General features: G+C 68.9%; 19 protein-coding genes. 16 read left to right on the top strand and 3 right to left on the bottom strand.

Features of this window, described 5'->3' with window-relative positions:
- Window positions 1–34: 34 nt before the first annotated feature.
- Window positions 35–892, bottom strand: a complete 858-nt coding sequence (locus tag ACYVKR_RS01855) for a TauD/TfdA dioxygenase family protein (RefSeq protein ID WP_460479011.1) — start codon at window positions 890–892, stop codon at window positions 35–37.
- Window positions 893–1,082: 190 nt separating this feature from the next.
- Here ACYVKR_RS01855 and ACYVKR_RS01850 point away from each other — a divergent pair, with 190 nt between their 5' ends.
- The 16 genes from ACYVKR_RS01850 to ACYVKR_RS01775 all read left to right on the top strand — a co-directional run bounded on the left by ACYVKR_RS01850 (window position 1,083) and on the right by ACYVKR_RS01775 (window position 19,707).
- Window positions 1,083–2,195: a metallophosphoesterase family protein gene (locus ACYVKR_RS01850; protein WP_460479010.1), complete on the top strand. Its 1,113-nt coding sequence runs from the start codon at window positions 1,083–1,085 to the stop codon at window positions 2,193–2,195.
- On the top strand, window positions 2,192–4,885 hold the full coding sequence (locus tag ACYVKR_RS01845) for an AAA family ATPase (RefSeq protein ID WP_460479009.1): 2,694 nt from the start codon (window positions 2,192–2,194) through the stop codon (window positions 4,883–4,885). The genes ACYVKR_RS01850 and ACYVKR_RS01845 overlap by 4 nt, the downstream gene beginning before the upstream one ends.
- A complete protein-coding gene (locus ACYVKR_RS01840) occupies window positions 4,882–5,427 on the top strand; it encodes a DUF3617 domain-containing protein (protein WP_460479008.1) in 546 nt (181 codons plus the stop codon). The genes ACYVKR_RS01845 and ACYVKR_RS01840 overlap by 4 nt, the downstream gene beginning before the upstream one ends.
- A 34-nt stretch (window positions 5,428–5,461) precedes the next feature.
- Entirely contained in the window at window positions 5,462–5,896 is a 435-nt protein-coding gene (locus ACYVKR_RS01835) for a MerR family transcriptional regulator (RefSeq protein WP_460479007.1), read from the top strand.
- Between the two features lie 38 nt (window positions 5,897–5,934).
- Window positions 5,935–6,393, top strand: coding sequence for a PaaI family thioesterase (locus ACYVKR_RS01830; protein WP_460479006.1), 459 nt, complete (start codon window positions 5,935–5,937; stop codon window positions 6,391–6,393).
- Window positions 6,394–6,421: 28 nt separating this feature from the next.
- Window positions 6,422–7,606: an isovaleryl-CoA dehydrogenase gene (locus ACYVKR_RS01825; RefSeq protein WP_460479005.1), complete on the top strand. Its 1,185-nt coding sequence runs from the start codon at window positions 6,422–6,424 to the stop codon at window positions 7,604–7,606.
- A gap of 44 nt (window positions 7,607–7,650) precedes the next feature.
- Window positions 7,651–8,313, top strand: a complete 663-nt coding sequence (gene can / locus ACYVKR_RS01820) for a carbonic anhydrase (RefSeq protein WP_460479004.1) — start codon at window positions 7,651–7,653, stop codon at window positions 8,311–8,313.
- Between the two features lie 124 nt (window positions 8,314–8,437).
- Complete coding sequence (locus ACYVKR_RS01815; RefSeq protein WP_460479003.1) at window positions 8,438–9,619, top strand: thiolase family protein; 1,182 nt, start codon at window positions 8,438–8,440, stop codon at window positions 9,617–9,619.
- 35 nt (window positions 9,620–9,654) lie between these two features.
- Window positions 9,655–10,902, top strand: a complete 1,248-nt coding sequence (locus ACYVKR_RS01810) for a glutamate carboxypeptidase (RefSeq protein WP_460479002.1) — start codon at window positions 9,655–9,657, stop codon at window positions 10,900–10,902.
- 22 nt (window positions 10,903–10,924) lie between these two features.
- Window positions 10,925–12,031, top strand: a complete 1,107-nt coding sequence (locus tag ACYVKR_RS01805) for a hypothetical protein (RefSeq protein WP_460479001.1) — start codon at window positions 10,925–10,927, stop codon at window positions 12,029–12,031.
- Window positions 12,028–12,651, top strand: coding sequence for a pyridoxamine 5'-phosphate oxidase family protein (locus ACYVKR_RS01800; RefSeq protein WP_460479000.1), 624 nt, complete (start codon window positions 12,028–12,030; stop codon window positions 12,649–12,651). The genes ACYVKR_RS01805 and ACYVKR_RS01800 overlap by 4 nt, the downstream gene beginning before the upstream one ends.
- Window positions 12,652–12,653: 2 nt before the next feature.
- Window positions 12,654–13,322, top strand: coding sequence for a Rossmann-fold NAD(P)-binding domain-containing protein (locus tag ACYVKR_RS01795; protein WP_460478999.1), 669 nt, complete (start codon window positions 12,654–12,656; stop codon window positions 13,320–13,322).
- A 76-nt stretch (window positions 13,323–13,398) separates the two neighbouring features.
- Window positions 13,399–14,526, top strand: a complete 1,128-nt coding sequence (locus tag ACYVKR_RS01790) for an acyl-CoA dehydrogenase family protein (protein ID WP_460478998.1) — start codon at window positions 13,399–13,401, stop codon at window positions 14,524–14,526.
- Between the two features lie 323 nt (window positions 14,527–14,849).
- Window positions 14,850–16,772 carry a PrkA family serine protein kinase gene (locus ACYVKR_RS01785; RefSeq protein WP_460478997.1) on the top strand — a complete coding sequence of 641 codons (1,923 nt, stop codon included), beginning with the start codon at window positions 14,850–14,852 and terminating at the stop codon, window positions 16,770–16,772.
- Between the two features lie 35 nt (window positions 16,773–16,807).
- Window positions 16,808–18,079: a YeaH/YhbH family protein gene (locus ACYVKR_RS01780; RefSeq protein ID WP_460478996.1), complete on the top strand. Its 1,272-nt coding sequence runs from the start codon at window positions 16,808–16,810 to the stop codon at window positions 18,077–18,079.
- Entirely contained in the window at window positions 18,076–19,707 is a 1,632-nt protein-coding gene (locus ACYVKR_RS01775) for a SpoVR family protein (RefSeq protein ID WP_460478995.1), read from the top strand. Before ACYVKR_RS01780 ends, ACYVKR_RS01775 begins: the two co-directional genes overlap by 4 nt.
- Before the next feature lie 119 nt (window positions 19,708–19,826).
- Here ACYVKR_RS01775 and ACYVKR_RS01770 read toward each other — a convergent pair whose 3' ends face one another.
- Together ACYVKR_RS01770 and ACYVKR_RS01765 are read right to left on the bottom strand one after the other, a co-directional pair.
- Entirely contained in the window at window positions 19,827–20,963 is a 1,137-nt protein-coding gene (locus tag ACYVKR_RS01770) for an ABC transporter substrate-binding protein (RefSeq protein WP_460478994.1), read from the bottom strand.
- Window positions 20,960–22,276, bottom strand: coding sequence for a CitMHS family transporter (locus tag ACYVKR_RS01765; protein WP_460478993.1), 1,317 nt, complete (start codon window positions 22,274–22,276; stop codon window positions 20,960–20,962). The genes ACYVKR_RS01770 and ACYVKR_RS01765 overlap by 4 nt, the downstream gene beginning before the upstream one ends.
- Window positions 22,277–22,289 lie beyond the last annotated feature (13 nt).

Here is a 22,289-nt window from a genome sequence, read left to right as displayed (position 1 = left end):
CCTGTTGGTGGGGGAGGGCGCCTGGAGTGGCGGCTCAGAGGTCCAGGGTCGTGGTGCGCCGCAGCTCGCGGCGGTACTTCTTGTCGTCGAAGGGGCGGGCGCGGTGCATGGTGGTGCGGTTGTCCCAGATCACCAGGTCGTCGGGCCGCCACTCGTGGCGGTGGCAGAAGCGCGGCTGGGTGGCGTGCTCCATCAGGTCGCGCAGCAGCAGGCGGCCCTCGGGCACCGGCATGTCCACGATATGCTGGGCATGCGAGGCCAGGTACAGCGAGCGCCGCCCTGTGGCCGGCAGCGTGCGCACCAGCGGCTGCACGGCGCCCTTGAGCCGCTCGCGCTCCTCGGCGGTGAACTCGAAGCCCATCACTTCGCGCGAGTAGACGATGGAGTGGTGCACCTTGAGGCCTTCCACCTCGACCTTTTGCTCGTCGCTCAGCGCATCGTAGGCGGCGCGCATGTCGGCGAACTCGGTGTCGGCCCGCACCGGCGGCACCACGCGGGCCGACAGCAGCGAGTACCGGCCGGGCGGGTTCTCGAACGAGGCGTCGGTGTGCCACAGCCGGTTGCTGATGGTGCTCATGCGCAGGCGGTCCTGCGCGCCGAGGATGTTGCCGTCGGCGCCCACGTTGGAGATGTCGGTCAGCGCCTCGTTGCCGAAGCGGTTCTTGGTCAGCACCGCCACCGAGGTCTTGGTGTGCAGCCGGCCGTCGAACTGCTCGGAGAACGCGACCTGCTCTTCGTTGCTCAGCGGCTGGCCGCGGAAGACCAGCACCGCGTACTCGTCCATCCCGCGCCGCAGTTCGGCCAGCGCCTGCGGGTCGCTGAGGCCGCGCAGCGTCACGCCGCTCACTTCGGCGCCCAGCACGCTGGGCAGGGGCTTGAATTGGATTCCCATGGTGACTCCCATGCTTGATGCCAGCAAAATGAATACGTATACATTTTGATCGTCGTACGGACTCGGCCTATAGGATTTACCCTTGCGCAGTGGCGGCCGGCCCCGCGGCGCGGCCTGCGCCGCAGGGGCCGCCGGCTGTGCTAATGTGGCCGCTGGCCGCCAGAAGGCGCGGCCACCTTCCTGAACCGCCATGCCCCGATTCCTGCACACCGCCGATTGGCAAATCGGCCGCCAGTTCTCCACCTTCGATGCCGACACCGCGCCCCTGCTGGCCGAGGCGCGCTTCGCCGCTGTCGAGCGGCTGGCGCAGCTCGCCACCGAGTACGCGGTGGATGCGGTGCTGGTCGCCGGCGACGTGTTCGACGCGCAGACCGTGTCCGACAAGACCATCCGCCGCCTGTTCCAGCTGCTGGCCGGCTTTGCCGGGCCCTGGCTGCTGATCCCCGGCAACCATGACGCGGCGCTGGCCGAGAGCGTGTGGACGCGCGCCGAGCGCCTGCAGTGCGTGCCGGCCAACGCGCACCTGCTGCTCGCGCCCGAGGTGCGCAGCTTTGCCGAGCGCGGCTTTGCGGTGCTGCCCGCGCCGCTGCGCCAGCGCCACACCTACGACGACACCACGGCCTGGATGGACACGGCCGACACCCCCGCCGGCCTGCTGCGAATAGGCCTGGCGCACGGCAGCGTGCAGGGGCTGCTGCACGACGGCATCGACTCGCCCAACCCCATCGCCCCCACGCGCTGCGATACGGCGCGGCTCGACTGGCTGGCGCTGGGCGACTGGCATGGCCTGAAGCAGGTGCAACCGCGCATGGCCTACAGCGGCACGCCCGAGCCCGACCGCTTTCCCAACAACGAGCCGGGCTACGCGCTGCTGGTGGACATTGCCGCACCCGGCGCCGAGCCCCAGGTCACGCCGCTGCCCGTGGCCCGCTACCGCTGGCGCAAGGAGGCGCTGGCGCTGCAGCTGGCGAGCGACGTGGACGCCGCCGAGGCCCTGCTCGCCGCCGTGCAGCCGCACGACGTGCTGCAGCTCACGCTCAGCGGCCAGCTCGACTGGGCCGGCTACCAGCGCCTGCAGGCCGCCGTGGGCGTGGCCGAGGCGCGGGCGCGCTGCCTCATCGTGGAGCAGGGCGCGCTGCGCATGGCGCCCACCGACGACGATCTCGCCGCGCTGCATGCCGACGGCTACGTGGGCGAGCTGCTGGCCGAGCTGCGCCAGCAATCCGCCGCCGGCCAGGACGGCGCGCAGGACGCGCTGGCGCTGCTGGCCACCGCGCTGTGGCAGCAAGGGGCTGCGGCATGACGGCCAACCTGCACCTCACCCGCATCCAGCTCGCGCAGGTGCGCAAGTTCGACGCGCTGCGGCTGGACGGCCTGGACCCGGGCCTCAACATCATCGCCGGCCCCAACGGGGCGGGCAAAAGCACGGTGGCGCGCGCGATCCGCGCGGCCTTCCTGGACCGGCACGGCTCCAGCTCGGCGGCCGACCTGCGGCCGCACGGCAACAGCGGCGCGGCGCCGTCGGTGGAACTGGACTTCGTGTTGCAGGGCGTGCCCTACCAACTGCAGAAGACCTTTCTGAAGAAGGAGCGCGCCGACCTGCGCTGGGAGCGCCAGGCGCTGGACGGCCAGGAGGCGGAAGACTACCTGGCCGAGCGCATCGGCTTCACCTTTGCCGCCAAGGGGCCGAGCAAGGCCGACCGCTGGGGCGTGCCCGGCCTGCTGTGGGTGGAGCAGGGCAGCGACCCGGGCGAGCTGGCGGCCCGCGTGGGCCACGCCAGCCAGCGCCTGGGCGCGGCGCTGCACGCCAGCCAGGGCGACGAGGCGCAGCCCGCGTCCGCGCTGGCCGCCACGGCGGGCGATGCGCTGATCGCGCAGCTGCAAGCCGAACTGGCCCAGTACTGGGGAGCCAATGATAAGCCCGTCAAGGCCTACAAGGCGCTGCTCGACCAGATCGGCGAGCAGCAGGCCCAGCTCGCCCAGCAGCGCGCGCACATCGCCCAGTACCGCAGCCAGGTCGATGAGCTCGACCGCCTGCAGCACGACGAACAGCAGGCCGCGGCCCAGCCGCCCGACCAGGCCTGGCGCGGCGAACTGGCGGCCGCGCGCGCACGCCTGGCCGAGCTGGAGCAGTTGAAGCAGGCCCAGGCCGACAACGAGGCGCGGCTCGCCGCCCTGCAGGCCCAGCGCGACCTGCTGGCCCACGCGCTGCAGCGCCACGACGAGCAGCAGCGCCAGTGGGCCCAGCGCCAGGACGCCGTGCGCAGCGCCGAGGCGGCGCACCAGGCCGCGCTGCAGCGGCACGCCCAGGCCAGCAGCCAGTGGGAGCGCGCCGGCCAGCAGCGCGCCGCGGCCCTGGCCACGCAGCAGCGGGCCGAGGCCGCCCGCCAGCACACCGAGCTGCAGGCGCGCCTCGCGCAGGCGGCGGCCGACAGCGCGCGCCTGCAGGTCGCGCACGGGCAGGTGCAGGATTTGCTACAAAAAATGAAGCAAATGGCACTTGCCCTGTCTGGGTTGCAGGTCAAAAAGGCTGATGCACAACAGCTGCGCAAGCTTGAAGACGCCGTCTGGCAGGCCCGCATGCAGCGCGACGCCACCGCCACCCAGGTGCAGTTTGCGCTGCCCGCCGGGCAGGCGCTGCCGTGGCGCACGGCCGAGGCCCAGGGCCAGTGGGCCGAGCAGGGCCAGCAATGGCTGACCGGCGCCACCACGCTGCAATTGCCCGGCGGTGGTGAACTGACCATCACCCCCGGCGGCCAGGGCGTGCTGGACGCCGCGCAGCAGCTCGCCCAGGCCGAAGCCGGCCTGCAGGCGGCCCTGCTGCGCCACGGCGTGGCCAGCGCCGCCGAGGCGCAGCAGCGCTGGGAGCAGCGCCAGTCGCTCGAAGCCGAGCAGCAGCAGGCGCAGGCCGTGCTCGCCGCGCATGCGCCGCAGGGTGCCGAGGCGCTGGCCCTGGCGCTGGAGCAGGCCCGGGCTCGGCACCAGGCGCTGCAGCAGCAGGCCCTGCCGGCGCCGGACGCGGCGGACCTGCCGGACTGGCACAGCGCCCAGGCCGCACTCGATCAGGCCCAGCATGCGCTGGAGCAGGCCCAGCAGGCGCGCGAGCAGGCCGAGCGCGAGCGCGTGCTGGCCGAGCAGCGCTGGCGCAACGCCGAGCAAGAGGCGACGCTGGCCCGCGCCCAGCTCGACGACCCCGCTGCTCGGGATCGCCACGCCCACACCCAGCGCGAAGCCGCGCTGCTGCAGGCCGCGCTGGCCGAGCTGCAGCAGCGCATCGCCCAGCAGGCCGCCGCGCAGCAGCCCGGCGAGGCCGGCTTCGTGCAGCAGGACATCGAGCGCCTGGCGCGCAGCATTGCCGCGCACGAGCAGCAGCAGCGCGAGCGCCAGGCCCGCATCGCCTGGCTGCGCGCCGCGCTCGAGGCCGCCGGCGCGCAGGGGCTGGAGGAAGCCAGCGCCCAGCTCGAAGGCGCTATCGCAGCGCAGCAGCGCCGCGCCGGCGAGATAGGCCGCCGCGCCCAGGCGCTGCACACGGTCGTCACCCGGCTGCAGGCCAAGCGCGCGGCAGCGCTCAGGCGCCTGCAGGCCCCGCTCGAATCGCGCCTGCAGCACTACCTGCAATTGCTGCTGCCCGGCGGGCGCATCGTGCTGTCCGAGCAACTGGTGCCGCAGCAGGTGCAGGCGCCTGCCGGCAGCGGCGCCGACGCGGCCCGCGTGGCGGGCGAACTGGCCGAGCTGAGTTATGGCACGCAGGAGCAGCTCGGCATCCTCAGCCGCCTGGCCTATGCCGACCTGCTGCGCGCCGCTGGCCAGCCCACGCTGCTGATGTTCGACGACGCGCTGGTGCACAGCGACCGGCAGCGCCTGGCGCAGATGAAGCGCGTGCTCTACGACGCCTCCACCCGGCACCAGCTGCTGCTCTTCACCTGCCACCCCGAGTGGTGGAACGACATGGGCGTGCCGGTGCGCACGCTGGACGAGAAAGGGAATCCATGAGCCACGCAAGAACCTGGACACTGCTGTCGCTGGCCGCCGTCACCACGCTGCTCGCAGCCTGCGGCGACAAGGAGGCCGACCGGGCGCCGGCCGTCGCTCCCGCCCCGGCCAAGGTGCAGGCCGGCCAGTGGCGCGTCACTACCGAGATGACCGGCCCGCTGGGCCAGCAGTCGCTGGCCGGCATGGAGCAGGCCCTCAAGCAGATGACGCCCGAGCAGCGCAAGGCCGCCCACATGGACAACGCCCGCATCGAGGGCGGCAAGCTGGTGCAGGAGGTCTGCATCACGCCCGAGATGGCGGGGCGCACGCTGCAGTCCATCGTCGATGCCCAGGCCAAGGACCTGCCCGGCTGCGCCGCGCCCGAGATCCAGTCCTCGGGCCAACAGGAAAGCCTGGTGCTGTCCTGCGGCGAAGGCAGGTTCCGGATGTCGCTGCAGGCCGACTATGCCTCGCCCACCGAGAACACCGTCCGCTCCAGCACGACCACGCCGGGCGGCACCCTCGACTCCACGGTGCGCAGCCAGCGCATCGGCGACTGCTGATGCGACACCCGTGTGGCGTGGCGGCGTTGCCATAATGCCGCCATCGACATCACGCAGGGACGACGCCGTGGCCGCAGCCACTACCTACACCATCAGCGAACTCGCACAGGAGTTCGATCTCACCACGCGGGCCATCCGTTTCTATGAAGACATGGGCCTGCTGCTGCCCGAGCGCGGCGGCGCGGGCGGGCGCCAGCGCATCTACAGCGGCAAGGACCGCACGCGGCTCAGGCTCACGCTGCGCGCCAAGCGGCTGGGGCTGTCGCTGGCCGAGGCCAAGGAGATCATCGATCTCTACGACTCCCCGCGCGACACCGGCGTGCAGCTGGGCCGCTTTCTCGAGGTGCTGGCCACGCACCGCGCCCGCATCGAGGCGCAGTTGGCAGATTTGCAGGCCAATTTGGCAGAAATTGAAGAACATGAACGCGAGGCCGCCTCGCTGCTGCGCAACCTGCGCCAGCCGAGTTGATTTATAGTTGACGTTGACGTCAACGTAAATTCCCTGCCATGACCATTCAGCCCCGTCCCGAGCCCGCCGACTTTGCCCAGCGCGTGCGCGACAGCTTTGCGCGCCAGGGCGCGATGCAGACGCTGGGCGCGCGCCTGGCCAAGGTGGAGCCGGGCGCCGTGGACATCGAGCTGGACTGGGCGCCGGGGCTCACGCAGCAGCACGGCTTCCTGCATGCCGGCATGGTGTCCACCGCGCTCGATTCGGCCTGCGGCTACGCGGCGCTGACGCAGATGGCGCCGGATGCCGCCGTGCTCAGCATCGAGTTCAAGGTCAACCTGATGGCCGTGGCCAAGGGCCAGCGCTTTCGCATGGAGGGGCGCGTGGTCAAGGCCGGGCGCACCGTCAGCTTTGCCGAGGGCAGGGCCTTTGCGATCGACGAGGGGAATGAGAAACTGATCGCCACCATGTCGTGCACGCTGATGGCCGTCACCGGCCGCGCCGGCATCCAGCACTGAATCCATTATTTCTGCACAGGAGACACCCATGAGTTCCACGCTTCCAGGCCTGAATTTCCAGCTCGGCGACGACATCGACGCGCTGCGCGACGCCGTCCACGCCTTTGCGCAGGAAGAGATCGCGCCGCGCGCCGCCCAGGCCGACCGCGACGACCAGTTCCCTATGGACCTGTGGCCCAAGTTCGGCGAGCTGGGCGTGCTGGGCATCACCGTGTCCGAACAGTACGGCGGCGCCGACATGGGCTATCTGGCCCACATGGTGGCGATGGAGGAGATCTCGCGCGCCAGCGCCTCGATCGGCCTGTCCTATGGCGCGCACAGCAACCTGTGCGTGAACCAGATCAACCGCAACGGCAACGCGGCGCAGAAGGCCAAGTACCTGCCCAAGCTGATCAGCGGCGAGCACGTGGGCGCGCTGGCCATGAGCGAGCCCGGCGCGGGCTCCGATGTGATCTCGATGAAGCTCAGGGCCGAGGACAAGGGCGGCTACTACCTGCTCAACGGCAACAAGATGTGGATCACCAACGGCCCCGACGCCGACACCCTGGTGGTCTACGCCAAGACCGAGCCCGAACTGGGCGCGCGCGGCGTGACGGCCTTCCTGATCGAGAAGGGCATGAAGGGCTTCTCCATCGCGCAGAAGCTCGACAAGCTGGGCATGCGCGGCAGCCACACGGGCGAGCTGGTGTTCCAGAACGTGGAAGTGCCGGCCGAGAACGTGCTGGGCGGCGTGAACATGGGCGCCAAGGTGCTGATGAGCGGCCTCGACTACGAGCGCGCCGTGCTCACCGGCGGGCCGCTGGGGATCATGCAGTCGGTGATGGACAACGTGGTGCCCTACATCCACGACCGCAAGCAGTTCGGCCAGAGCATCGGCGAGTTCCAGCTCATCCAGGGCAAGGTGGCCGACATGTACACCGTGCTGCAGGCGGGCCGCTCGTTCGCCTACACCGTGGCCAAGAACCTCGACCTGCTGGGCACCGAGCATGTGCGCCAGGTGCGCAAGGACTGCGCCAGCGTCATCCTGTGGTGCGCCGAGAAGGCTACCTGGATGGCCGGAGAGGGTATTCAGGTTTATGGCGGCAACGGTTACATCAACGAGTATCCTCTCGGCCGGTTGTGGCGCGACGCCAAGCTCTACGAGATCGGCGCCGGCACCAGCGAGATCCGCCGCATGCTGATCGGTCGAGAGCTGTTCGCAGAGACCTGCTGATCTGTGCGCTGCGCCATGCCCCGTGTTCAACTGTTAGGAAACGCATGACGACGACATCCATCGAAGAGCTCTTTGTCCACAACCGCGAGTGGGCGGAAAACGTGGAACGCGAGCGACCTGGCTTCTTCACCGGGCTGATGGCGCAGCAGAACCCCAAGTACATGTGGATCGGCTGCTCCGACAGCCGCGTGCCCGCGAACCAGATCACCGGCCTGGCGCCGGGCGAGGTTTTCGTGCACCGCAACATCGCCAATGTGGTGGTGCCCAGCGACCTGAACTGCCTCTCGACCATCCAGTACGCCATCGACCAGCTGCAGGTCGAGCACCTGATGGTCGTGGGCCACTACGGCTGCGGCGGCGTGCTGGCCGCGCTCGAGGATGCGCGCGTGGGCCTGGCCGACAACTGGATCCGCCATGTGAAGGACGTGCGCGACAAGCATGCCACGCTGCTGCAGGAGCTGTCGCCGCAGTGGCGCCACGACGCACTGTGCGAGCTCAACGCCATCGAGCAGGTGATGAACGTGGCGCAGAGCACCGTGATGCAGGACGCCTGGGCGCGCGGCCAGAAGGTCGTGCTGCACGGCTGGTGCTACAGCCTGAAGAACGGCCTCATCACCAACCTGCAGATGACCGTGCCCGACGTCGGCGGCCTAGCCGAGGTGCGCCGCCGGGCGGTCGAGCTGGTCGCCACGCGCGAACGCGGCTAGCCAAGAACTGCACAAAACCATAGCGGCTGGCGCTTGATGCACAAGGATTTCAATATCAAAAGTATTTGAAGTCCTTGTGTATCAAGCGCCAGCCGCTCTTATTTTTACTTTCAGGAGACCCACCATGCAAGACCCCGTCGTCATCGTCAGCGCCGCCCGCACGCCCATGGGCGGCTTCATGAGCGATTTTGCCGAGCTGTCGGCCAACGACCTGGGCGGCGCTGCCATCCAGGCCGCCGTCGAGCGCGCCGGCATCGCGCCCGAGAAGGTCGAGGAAGTGCTGTTCGGCAACTGCCTGATGGCCGGCCAGGGCCAGGCTCCGGCGCGCCAGGCGGTGTTCAAGGGCGGCCTGCCGCGCAGCTGCGGCGCGGTCACGCTCAGCAAGATGTGCGGCGCCGGCATGGAGGCCACCATCCTCGCGCACGACCAGCTCGTGGCGGGCAGCCGCGAAGTCATGGTCGCCGGCGGCATGGAGAGCATGAGCAACGCGCCCTACCTGCTCAAGAAGGGCCGCGGCGGCTACCGCATGGGCCACGACAAGGTCTTCGACCACATGATGCTCGACGGCCTGGAAGACGCCTACGAGCCCGGCCGCAGCATGGGCACCTTCGGCGAGGACTGCGCCGCCAAGTACGGCTTCACCCGCGAGCAGCAGGACGCCTTCGCCATCGCCAGCGTGCAGCGCGCGCAGGAGGCAACGAAATCCGGCGCCTTTAAGGCCGAGATCGCCCCCGTCACCGTCAAGACCCGCAAGGGCGACGTGGTGGTGAGCGAAGACGAAGGCCCGCTGAAGGCCCGGCTGGACAAGATCGCCTCGCTCAAGCCCGCGTTCAAGAAGGACGGCACCATCACCGCCGCCTCCAGCTCCAGCATCAACGACGGCGCGGCCGCCCTGGTGCTGATGCGCGAATCCACCGCCAAGGCGCTGGGCTGCACGCCGCTGGCGCGCATCGCCGGCCATGCCACGCACGCGCAGGAACCCGAGTGGTTCAGCACCGCTCCGGTGGGCGCCACGCAGAAGCTGCTCAAGAAACTGGGCTGGACGGTGGGCGACGTCGACCTGTGGGAGATCAACGAGGCCTTCGCCGTCGTGCCCATGGCGCTGATGCACGAACTTTCCATTCCGCACGACAAGGTCAACGTCAACGGCGGCGCCTGCGCGCTGGGCCACCCCATCGGCGCCAGTGGCGCGCGTATCATGGTCACGCTGCTGCATGCGCTGAAGGCGCGCGGCAAGAAGCGCGGCCTGGCCACGCTGTGCATCGGCGGCGGCGAAGCGACCGCGATGGCCGTGGAAATGCTCTGACGCCCCGCCCCGACCAAAACCCCGAGGAGAGACCGATGAAACTGCCCCGTACCGTCCTTGTGCCGCTGGCCGCCGCGCTGGCCCTGCTGTCCGCCGCCGGGGCCCAGGCCCAGCAGCGCGACGAGGCCCTGTTCGGCGCCGCCAGCGCCGAGCAGCCCGCGGTGGTCAAGACGCTGGAGCAGCTGGTCAACATCGAGACCGGCACCGGCAATGCCGAGGGCATGGCCGCCGCCGGCCAGTACCTGGAAGACCGGCTCAAGGCGCTGGGCCTGAGCGTCGTGCGCCACAAGGCGGCCGGCAACGTGGTGGGCGACAACCTCGTCGCCACGCTGCAGGGCCAGGGCGGCAAGAAGCTGCTGCTGCTCGCGCACATGGACACCGTCTACCTCAAGGGCATGCTGGCCAAGGCGCCGTTCCGCATCGACGGCAACAAGGCCTACGGCCCCGGCATCGCCGACGACAAGAGCGGCATCGCCGTCATCCTGCACACGCTGGCGCTCTTGAAGGCGCGCGGCGCGCAGGGCTTCGGCAGCATCACCGTGCTGTTCAACACCGACGAGGAAAAAGGCTCGTTCGGCTCGCGCGAGCTGATCCAGGCCGAGGCCGCCAAGGCCGACTACGTGCTCTCGTTCGAGCCCACGCTGGGCGACAAGGAGAGCTTCGCGCTCGGTACCTCGGGCATCGCCTACGTGCAGGCCGACATCAAGGGCAAGGCCTCGCACGCCGGCGCCGCGCCCGAGCAGGGCGTGAACGCGCTGGTCGAGGCCTCGGACCTGGTGCGCCGCACCATCGACATCGACGACAAGGCCAAGAGCCTGCGCTTCAACTGGACCATCGCCAAGGCCGGCTCGGTGAGCAACATCATCCCCGACAGCGCCACGCTCAACGCCGATGTGCGCTACGCCAAGACCGAGGACTTCGACGCCGCGATGAAGACGCTGCAGGAGCGCGCGCAGCAGAAGAAGCTGCCGGCTGCCGAGGTGGCCGTCAACGTCGTGCGCGGCCGCCCGGCCTTCAATGCCGGCGAAGGCGGCAAGGCGCTGGTGGACAAGGCCGCCGGCTACTACCGCGAGGCGGGCGGCACGATCGCCATCGAGGCGCGCACCGGCGGCGGCACCGACGCGGCCTATGCGGCGCTCAGCGGCAAGCCGGTGATCGAAAGCCTGGGCCTGCCCGGCTACGGCTACCACAGCGACAAGGCCGAGTACGTGCTGATCGACGCCATCCCGCGCCGGCTGTACATGGCCGCGCGCCTCATCATGGACCTGGGCCAGGGCCGCTGATACCGACCATCGGAGGTGAACCATGAGCGCTGACATCGAAGACGACGACGCACTGCCCGCCCCGCTGGGCGTGGCGCAGATCGAGGCCTTCTGGCGCGCGTTCGCGGCCCGCGAGGCCGAGCTGGCGGCGCTGCCGCCGCAGGAGTTCGTGGAGCAGGCGACCGCGCTGCTCGAGCAGCATGCGCCCGGCCTCGGGCTGGAGCTGGAGCAGGGCGCCGACGGCGCGCTGCCGCTGCTGGTCGTCACCGCGCACGGCAGCCTCGACGGCTTCGAGAACGTGCAGGCGCTGGTGCGGCACGCGCCGCCGCAGTCGCGCTGGCGGCTGCAGGCCTTCCGCAGCCGCGCGCTGGGCAGCGACTTCTCCATGGGCATGGACGGCTTCAGCCTCTCGTGCTCCGACGTGCTGGTGGCGCACTACGACGCCGGCGGCACCGTGGGGCTGGAGCTGTCGTTCGAGAAGATCATCCCGCAGGACATGGTCGAGCATGCGCGGCACATGAGCTTCATCATGCTCGACCACGTGCTCGGCGAATGGGACTTCGCGGTGCGCGTGGGGCCGGTGGAGTTTGTCGACGCCTTCTCCGACGACGTCGAGGGCGCCGAGCCGCTGTCGGTGTTCCCGGCCATCTTCGACGCCTTCGTGCGCGAGCAGCTCGGGCGCAGCTACGAGTTCCCGCCGGCCGACGACGATTCGTGGACCGTGTTTGAGGTGCGCCGCCACGACGCGGCCGACGACGCCCCGCCCGACCTGCTGACCTTCCGCGCCTCGGCCAACGCCGTCGCCACCCGCGCCGACCTGCCGTACTTCCTGGAGTGGCGCCTGCCCTTCGACAGCCAGCAGCAGCTCGACCAGGTGCGCGACGCGCACGAGGCCCTGCAGGCCGAGCTGGAGCGCCTGCACGGCGGCTTGCTGGCCTTCACCCGCATCGAGCAGATGGACACCCGCGTGGCCGGCTATTACGTGGAAGACGCGGTGGCCGCCACCGAGCTGGCGCACCAGCTGGCGGCGCGCCATGCGCCGGGGCTGGACGAGGACGTCTCCACCATGTTCGACCCGGCATGGCAGGAATACCTGGCGCTGTACAGCGCCGTGCGCCCCGGTGTGCGGGCTGGCGAGGAAAGCGCATGATCACCACGCTGGCGCAGTTGCGCAGCCTCTATGCGCAGCCCGCTGAGCGGGCGCTGCGCAAGCAATTGCCCGCGCTCGATGCGCACTGCCGGCGCTTCGTCGCGCTGTCGCCGCTGTGCCTGATCGCCTCCGGCGGCACCGAGGGCGCGCTGCTCGACGTGTCGCCGCGCGGCGGCCCGCCGGGCTTCGTCAAGGTGCAGGAGGACGGCGCGCTGCTGCTGCCCGACGCCGGCGGTAACAACCGGCTCGACACGCTGAGCAACCTGCTCGCCGACCCGCGCGCGGCGCTGCTGTTCGTGATTCCCGGCGTCGACGAGACCCTGCGCGTCAACGGCACGGCGCGGCTGCGCGACGAGCCCGAGTTCGTGCAGCGCTTTGCCGGCGAGCGGCAGTTGCCCAAGCTGGTGATCGAGGTGCAGGTGCGCGAGGCCTACCTGCACTGCGCCAAGGCGCTGATGCGCTCGCGCCTGTGGAGCCCCGAGGCCCTCCAGCCGCGCGAGGTGCTGCCCACGCTGAACCGCATGATCCACGACCAGACCGGCACGCAGGCCGAGCCCGAGACCCAGGCCGCCATGCTGCAGCGCTACCGCGCGCAGATCGTGCAGGAACAAGGCGCGTAGCCATGTCGACGGTTCTGGTCATCGGCGCATCGCGCGGCATCGGGCTGGAGCTGGCGCGGCAGTACGCTGCCCAGGGCCGCCGCGTGATCGCCACCGTGCGCCGCGCCGAAGACCGCGCCACGGTGCAGGCCGTGGGCGCCGAGGCCCTGGTGGTGGACGTGGCCAACCCGGCCAGCGTCAGCGGCCTGGCCTGGCAGCTCGACGGCGAGCAGATCGACATCGCCCTCTACGTGGCCGGCATCTGGTCGAATCCACCGGCCAGCGCGCCGCCCACGCAGCCGGACTTCGACGCGGTGATGCACACCAATGTGCTCGGCGCCATGCAGGTGCTGCCGCAGGTGGCGCCGCTGGTGGCCGCGGCGGGCGGCGTGTTCGGCTTTCTGTCGTCGGGCATGTCGCTGGTCCGCGAGGCGGATGACGGCAGCGCCTGGCTGTACCGCGTGAGCAAGGCCGCGCTGAACATGGCCGTCGCCTCGGCGCGGCACGAATGGCCCGGCGCCACGCTGGTCACGCTCGATCCCGGCTGGGTGCGCACCGACATGGGCGGCGCCGGCGCGCCGCTGTCGGTGCAGCAGAGCGTGGCCGACCTGGTGCAGGTGCTGGCCGGCGTGGTGCCGGCCGACGCGGGCCGCCTGATCCACCACGATGGGCGGCGCGTGGATTTGACCTGAATCGGCCGCTGGTGCTTGCCAGGCTAGCGGCATCACTTTTATTTTCATAGCAAACAACGATCCGGAGACCGCACCCATGCTGTTGACCCCCGACCAAGAAATGATCCGCAGCGCCGTGCGCGAGTTCGCCCAGGCCGAGCTGTGGCCGCACGCGGCGCAGTGGGACCGCGAGCACCACTTTCCGCAGGCCGCTCACCAGGGCCTGGCGCAGCTCGGCGCCTACGGCATCTGCGTGCCCGAGGAACTGGGCGGCGCGGGGCTGGACTACATCAGCCTGGCGCTGGTGCTCGAGGAAGTCGCCGCCGGCGACGGCGGCACCAGCACCGCGATCAGCGTGACCAACTGCCCGGTCAACGCCATCTTCATGCGCTACGGCAACGATGCGCAGAAGGCCAAGTGGCTGGCGCCGCTGGCGCGTGGCGAGATGCTGGGCGCCTTTTGCCTGACCGAGCCGCACGTGGGCTCGGACGCCTCGGCGCTGCGTACCACGGCGACGAAGCAGGGCGACAGCTATGTGATCAACGGCGTCAAGCAGTTCATCACCAGCGGCAAGAACGGCCACGTGGCCATCGTCATCGCCGTCACCGACAAAGCCGCGGGCAAGAAGGGCATGAGCGCCTTCATCGTGCCCACCAGCACGCCCGGCTACCAGGTGGCGCGGCTGGAGGACAAGCTGGGCCAGCACAGCAGCGATACCGCGCAGATCAACTTCGACAACTGTGTGGTGCCGGCCGAGAACCTGATCGGTGCCGAGGGCGAGGGCTACCGCATCGCGCTGTCGGCGCTGGAGGGCGGGCGCATCGGCATCGCCGCGCAGAGCGTAGGCATGGCGCGCAGCGCCTTCGAGTTTGCCGTGCAGTACGCCAAGGAGCGCGAGAGCTTCGGCACGCCCATCATCAACCACCAGGCCGTGGGCTTTCGCCTGGCCGACTGCGCCACGCAGATCGAGGCCGCGCGCCAGCTCATCTGGCACGCCGCCAGCCTGCGCGACGCCGGCCGCCCCTGCCTGCAGGAGGCGGCCATGGCCAAGCTCTTCGCCAGCGAGATGGCCGAGCGCGTGTGCAGCGCCGCGATCCAGACGCTGGGCGGCTACGGCGTGGTGAACGATTTCCCGGTGGAGCGCATCTACCGCGACGTGCGCGTGTGCCAGATCTACGAGGGCACGAGCGACGTGCAGAAGATCATCATCCAGCGCGGTCTCTGAGCTTTTCGACAATGGTTTGCGTTCCGCTGGAACGCAAAAAACATAGCTGCTTGCGCTTGCTACACCTTGTTTTTCAATATGAAAATATCTGAAAATCAATAGTGGCAAGTGCAAGCAGCTCTTCTTTTTGAAGAGGCCGCATGGGCCGCCAGCCCCTGGCGCAGCAGGGGCCGGAGGCAGACATTGTGCACGCACAAGCGCAGAATACGTGTAGGACGGTTGATCTGGTCAAAGCTGGAGTTAGGTGTTACAACGACTCCATAACGAATGCCTTGCAACTACTTTGCGGCGCCGTTCACCCCCGGTGCCACTACGGAGGTCGTATGGATGTGATCAGCAACTCTGCCGCCCGCTACGTGCGCCTGCGCGAAGAGGAAATGTCGCTCGACGAGTTCCTCGTGCTGTGCCAGCGCGATCCCATGGCCTATGAAAGCGCCGCCCAGCGCATGTTGGCGGCCATCGGCGAACCCGAGATGGTGGACACGCGCAATGATCCGCACCTGTCGCGCCTGTTCGCCAACAAGGTCATCCGCCGCTATCCCGCGTTCGCCGAGTTCTACGGCATGGAAGACTCCATCGAGCAGGTGGTGAGCTTCTTCCGCCACGCGGCCCAGGGCCTGGAGGAGCGCAAGCAGATCCTGTACCTGCTGGGGCCGGTGGGCGGCGGCAAGAGCTCGATCGCCGAGCGCCTGAAGTACCTGATGCAGAAGGTGCCGTTCTACGCGCTCAAGGGCTCGCCGGTGAACGAGTCGCCGCTGGGCCTGTTCGACCCCATGGAGGACGGGCCGGTGCTCGAGGAGCAGTTCGGCATCCCGCGGCGCTGCCTCAACCACGTGCTCTCGCCCTGGGCCGTCAAGCGCCTGGAAGAGCTGGGCGGCGACATCCGCCAGTTCCGCGTCGTCAAGCGCTACCCCAGCATCCTCAAGCAGGTAGCCATCGCCAAGACCGAGCCGGGCGACGAGAACAACCAGGACATCTCCAGCCTCGTGGGCAAGGTCGACATCCGCAAGCTCGAGAACTTTGCCCAGGACGACACCGACGCCTACAGCTACTCGGGCGGCCTGTGCCTGGCCAACCAGGGCCTGCTGGAGTTCGTCGAGATGTTCAAGGCGCCCATCAAGGTGCTGCACCCGCTGCTCACCGCCACGCAGGAGGGCAACTACAAGGGCACCGAGGGCTTCGGCGCCATCCCCTTCGACGGCCTGGTGCTGGCGCACAGCAACGAGAGCGAGTGGAAGGCCTTCCGCAACAACCGCAACAACGAGGCGTTTCTCGACCGCATCTACATCGTCAAGGTGCCGTACTGCCTGCGGGTCTCCGAAGAGGTGAAGATCTACGAGAAGCTGCTGCGCGAATCCTCGCTGGCCAAGGCCGTGTGCGCGCCCGGCACGCTCAAGATGATGTCGCAGTTCGCCGTGCTCACGCGGCTCAAGGAGCCCGAGAACTCCAGCATCTTCAGCAAGATGCAGGTCTATGACGGCGAGAGCCTGAAGGATACGGACCCGCGCGCCAAGAGCTACCAGGAGTACCGCGACTACGCCGGCGTGGACGAAGGCATGTCGGGCATCTCGACGCGCTTCGCGTTCAAGATCCTGTCCAAGGTCTTCAACTACGACAGCACCGAGGTGGCCGCCAACCCGGTGCACCTGATGTACGTGCTGGAGCAGCAGATCGAGCGCGAGCAGTTCCCGGCCGAGCTGGAGACCAAGTACACCGGCTACATCAAGGAATACCTGTCGCCGCACTATGCCGAGTTCATCGGCAAGGAGATCCAGACGGCGTATCTCGAGAGCTACAGCGAGTACGGCCAGAACATCTTCGACCGCTACGTCACCTACGCCGACTACTGGATCCAGGACAGCGAGTACCGCGACACCGACACCGGCGAGGTCTTCGACCGCAACGCGCTCAACGCCGAGCTGGAGAAGATCGAGAAGCCCGCCGGCATCGCCAACGCCAAGGACTTCCGCAACGAGATCGTCAACTTCGTGCTGCGCGCGCGCGCCAACAACCAGGGCAAGAACCCGGGCTGGACCAGCTACGAGAAGCTGCGCCTGGTGATCGAGAAGAAGATGTTCTCCAACACCGAGGAGCTGCTGCCCGTCATCAGCTTCAACGCCAAGGCCAGCGCCGAGGACGCACGCAAGCACGAGGACTTCGTCACCCGCATGGAGTCCAAGGGCTACACACCCAAGCAGGTGCGCCTGCTGTGCGAGTGGTACCTGCGCGTGCGCAAGAGCAGCTGACCGGCGCGCCGCCGGGCCATGGATGGGGGGCATAGATGGCATTGCAAATCATCGACCGCAGGCTCGCGGGCAAGAACAAGTCGGTGGGCAACCGCGAGCGCTTCGTGCGCCGCTACAAGTCCCAGATCGCGGAGGCGGTGCGCCGCGCCGTTGCCAAGCGCGACATCCGCCACATCGAGCAGGCCGAGAACATCACCATCCCCCGCAAGGACATCCGCGAGCCCGTGTTCCACCACGGCCCCGGCGGCATCCGAGACACCGTGCACCCGGGCAACACCGAGCATGTGCGCGGCGACCGCATCGCCCGGCCCCAGGGCGGCGCGGGCGGTGGCGGCGGCTCGCAGGCCAGCGACAGCGGCGAGGGCGAGGACGACTTCACCTTCACGCTGACCAAGGAAGAGTTCATGGAGCTGTTCTTTGAGGACCTGGCCCTGCCGCGGCTGCTGCGCACCCACATCGCCAGCACGCTGCAGTACAAGACGCGCCGCGCCGGCTACAGCCACGACGGCACGCCGCACAACCTGGCCGTGCTGCGCACCATGCGCGGCGCACTGGGCCGGCGCATGGCGCTGACCAACGCCCCGCACCGCGAGCTGAAGGCCCTGCAGGCGCAGCTGGAGGAACTGCTGGCGCAGGACGACGGCACCAGCGAGGCCGTGGCCGAGCTGCAGCAGCGCATCGACGCGCTGAAGGCCCGCATGGACAAGGTGGCCTTCCTCGATCCGATAGACCTGCGCTTTCGCAGCCGCACCAAGGTGCCCGAGCCCAGCAGCCAGGCGGTGATGTTCTGCGTGATGGACGTGTCCGGCTCCATGGACGAGGCGCGCAAGGACCTGGCCAAGCGCTTCTTCATCCTGCTGTATTTGTTCCTCACGCGCCACTACGAGAAGATCGAGATCGTCTTCATCCGCCACCACACGCAGGCCGCCGAGGTCAGCGAGGACGAGTTCTTCCACTCCACCGAGAGCGGCGGCACCGTGGTCAGCAGCGCGCTGGTGCTGCTCGACCAGATCATCCGCGCGCGCTACCCCGTGGGCGACTGGAACATCTACGTGGCCCAGGCCAGCGACGGCGACAACTTCGGCGACGACGGCGTCAACTGCCGCAACCTGCTGGCCGAGAAGATCCTGCCGCTGGCGCGCTACTTTGCCTACGTGCAGGTGGTGCAGGAAGAGCAGAACCTGTGGGAGGAGTACAGCCGGCTGGTACCGCTGTTTCCGCACTTTGCCATGCGCAAGGTGTCCGAACCCGGCGACATCTACCCGGTGTTCCGCGATCTGTTCAAGACCGAAGGGGTAGAGCTATGAACCTCTCCCAATACCCGGTGCTCGCGCGGCGGGCGGGCTCCTCGCGCCGCTGGAAGCTGGCCGCCCCGGGCGACCGTGCCCAGCGCGGCGTGCCACCGACGCCGCTGCCGGCCGGCAAGCGCCCGTCGCGCCCGCTGCCGGACCCCAGCGACTGGACCTTCGAGCTGATCGAGCGCTACCACGCGGCCATCGCCGCCGCGGCCGAGCGCTACGGCCTGGACACCTACCCCAACCAGCTGGAGGTGATCTCGGCCGAGCAGATGATGGACGCCTACGCCAGCGTGGGCATGCCGGTGGGCTACCGCCACTGGAGCTACGGCAAGGAATACCTCGCCACCGAGCGGCGCTACCGGCGCGGCCACATGGGCCTGGCCTACGAGATCGTCATCAACGCCAACCCCTGCATCAGCTACCTGATGGAGGAGAACACCACCGCCATGCAGGCGCTGGTGATCGCCCACGCGGCCTACGGGCACAACAGCTTCTTCAAGGGCAACTACCTGTTCGGCATGTGGACCGACGCGGGCAGCATCATCGACTACCTGGTCTATGCCCGCGACTTCATCGCTCAGTGCGAGGAGCGCCACGGGCTGGACACCGTGGAGCAGTGGCTGGACTCGTGCCACGCGCTGGCCAACCTGGGCGTGGACCGCTACCACCGCCCGTCCAAGAAGAGCCTGGCGCGCGAGCGCGCCGAGCGCGAGCAGCGCGAGGCCTACGCCCAGCAGCAGGTGAACGAGCTGTGGCGCACGCTGCCGGTGCGCCCGGACAAGGACAGCACGGTGCAGCCCAATGAGCGCTTTCCCAAGGAGCCCGAGGAAAACATCCTCTACTTCATCGAGAAGAACGCGCCGCTGCTCGAACCCTGGCAGCGCGAGATCGTGCGCATCGTGCGCAAGATCGCGCAGTACTTCTACCCGCAGCGCCAGACCCAGGTGATGAACGAGGGCTGGGCCACGTTCTGGCACTACACCCTGCTGAACACCTTGTATGACGAGGGCTGGCTGACCGACGGCGTGATGATCGAGTGGCTGTCTTCGCACACCAACGTCATCTACCAGCCGCCGGCCGGGCACCGCGCCTACAGCGGCATCAACCCCTACGCGCTGGGCTTTGCGATGTACCGCGACATCCGGCGCATCTGCCAGGAGCCGACCGACGAGGACCGGCGCTGGTTCCCCGACATGGCCGGCACGCCCTGGCTGCCGGCGCTGCACCACGCTATGCAGAACTTCAAGGACGAGAGCTTCATCGGCCAGTTCCTGAGCCCCAAGCTGATGCGCGACATGCGCCTGTTCGCCATCCACGACGACGCGAGCGAGCGCGAGCTGCTGGTCAGCGCCATTCACAACGAGGACGGCTACCGGACCCTGCGCCAGACGCTGTCGCAGCAGTACGACCTGGGCGCGCGCGAGCCCAACATCCAGGTCTGGAACGTGAACCTGCGCGGCGACCGCTGCCTCACGCTGCGCCACACGCAGTACCAGGGCCACCCGCTGGCCGAAGATGCGCTGGAGGTGCTCAAGCACGCGGCGCGGCTGTGGGGCTTTGGCGTGCAGCTCGAAACCGTCAATGGCGACGGCGAGATACCGGTGCTGCTGCATTCGGTGCCGCCGCCGCCGGCCTGAAGGTTTTCATAAAAAATAGAGCTGCTGGCGCTTGTCAGTCAATGGATTCAAGGTGTTTTGAAATTGGATTCCTTGATGAGCAAGCGCTAGCAGCTATTTATTGGATAGCGGCATCCGGCTCATCGCCGCCCATACCCCAGCGCCGCCCGCCAGCGCGCGATGAAGTCGCGGTAGGCCGCATTGGCCAGCGGCGCCGCCAGTTCGGGGCCCAGCGCGACCGGGCGGGCGCGCTCGCCCAGCAGTCGGCGCAGCGCGGCGCCGGTGGTGTCGCCCTGCGCATCCTCGCGCAGCGCATACAGGCGCGATGCCGTGGCCATCACCGACTGGCCGCGCTGCGACAGCAGGTAGTCCAGCCACAGCCGGGCCGCATTCGGGTGGGCGGCGCGGCGGTTGAGCAGCAGCACGCGCGAGGTGACCAGGGTGTAGTCCTCGGGGAAGATCACGCCCAGCGACGGCTGGCGGCGCGCCTGCGCCACGGTGTAGGCGCCCAGCAGGTTCATGCCGAAGGGCGCGCGCCCGTCGGCGATGCGGCGCACCATGGCGTCGGTGGTCAGCAGCAGCTGCGTGCGGCCCTTGTCCAGGTGCCCCAGCGCCTGGGCGGTGGCCCAGAAGGTGTCGGCGCTGGCCGCCGCGTCCTGCGTGGCCAGGAAGTAGCCGACGCCGGATTTCTGGATGTCGTAGCTCGTCACGCCGCCCTGGGACTGCGCCAGCCACTGCGCCAGCGCCGCATGGCTGCGCGGAGCCTGGCTGTCGGGCAGCGAGGGCTTGTGGTGGGCGAAGACCACGGGCTCGTAGGTCGTGGCCCAGAGCTGGTTCTGCCACAGCGCCCAGGCCGGCAGGTGGGCTTTCTCGGGCGAATCGTAGGCCAGCGCATGGCCGGCCGTGGCCAGCGCCACCATCTGGTCCATGGCCGAACTCCACAGCACGTCCGCGGCCTCGCGGCCGAGCTCGTTCTCGGCGATGAAGCGGTGGTACAGCTCGGTGCTGCCCAGGTCTTCGTAGCTGACACTGATGCGCGGGTACAGGCGCCGGAAGTCCGCCACCAGCGGCGCGGCCACGCGCTCGTCGGTGGTGGAGTGGATGCTGAGCTGGCCTTCGTCCTCGGCGGCGCGCACCGTGGTGGCGTAGGCGGCCGGGTAGCCCGGCGGTGCCGTGCCGCGCACGGCATAGTCCAGCAACTCGTCCTGCGCATGGGCCGCCGTGGCCCAACCGGCCATTGCGCCCAGCGCGCCCAAGGTCTGGCGGCGGCTGATCATGCGCCGCTCCCGACCAGCGGAATCACGCCCAGCAGCAGCATGGACGCCAGCATCACGAAGGCCGCCGACAGCGCCCACAGCAGCGTGAAGCGCTGGTGGTCGCCGAACTCGACCTTGGCCAGGCCCACCAGCAGGTAGGTCGAGGCCACCAGCGGACTCAGCAGGTGCACCTGCTGGCCCACCAGCGAGGCGCGCGCGATCTCGACCGGGCCGATGCCGTAGACGGCGGCCGTTTTCGCCAGGATGGGCAGGATGCCGAAGTAGAACGCGTCGTTGGAGATGAAGAAGGTGAACGGGATGCTCAGCACGGCCGTCACCACCGCCATGTAGGGGCCCATCCAGTCGGGCACCATGGAGATCACGCTGTTGGCGATGGCGTCCACCATCTTGGTGCCCGACAGGATGCCGACGAAGATGCCGGCCGCGAAGATCAGCGACACCACCGGCACGATGTTGGCGGCATGGGCCTCCAGCCGCTCCTTCTGCTGCTGGGGGCTGGGGTAGTTGATCATCAGCGCGATAGCCGAGGCCACCATGAACAGCACCTGCAGCGGGAACACGTCCATGACCAGCACCACCATCAGGCCCAGCGTGAGCAGCGCGTTGACCCACAGCAGTTTGGGCCGGGCCAGCTCGGGGTCGCCGCCGGTGACCTCGGCGATGGACTGGTTGCCGCCGTGCAGGTCGTCCATGCGGATCAAGCCCAGGCGCCGGGATTCGCGCCGCCCGAGGATGAAGGCCACGAAGGTGCACCAGATGGCGGTGATGACCATGGGCAGGATCATGGGCACGAAGACCTGGCCCATCTCCACGTGCAGCGCGCTCACGGCGCGGGCCGTGGGGCCGCCCCAGGGCAGGATGTTCATCAGCTGGCCGGCCATCATCACCACGCAGGCGAGCACCAGGCGGTTGATGCCCAGGCGCTGGTACAGCGGCAGCATGGCGGCGCAGGTGATCATGTAGGTGGTGGAGCCGTCGCCGTCCAGCGACACGCCGGCGGCCAGCAAGAAGGTGCCGACCACGATCTTGGTCGGGCTGCCGCCCACCACGCGCAGCACCAGCTTGACCACCGGGTCGAACAGGCCGGCGTCGATCATCACGCCGAAGTACAGGATGGCGAACATCAGCATCACGCCGGTGGGCGCGAGCTTCTTGATGCCGTCCAGCATCATCGGCCCCAGCCCCATGCCGAAGCCGCCGAGGAGCCCGAAGACGATGGGAACCAGGATCAGGGCCACCATCGCCGAGAGGCGCTTGGTCATGATCAGCGCCATGAAGACGAGGATCATGGTGTAGGCAAGTGCGGTCAGCATGGCGGGTGGTCTC

It is taken from the genome of Comamonas humi (assembly GCF_054782535.1).
Note: the sequence above shows the minus strand (reverse complement) of the source record. Positions and strands in the feature narration are given on the sequence as shown.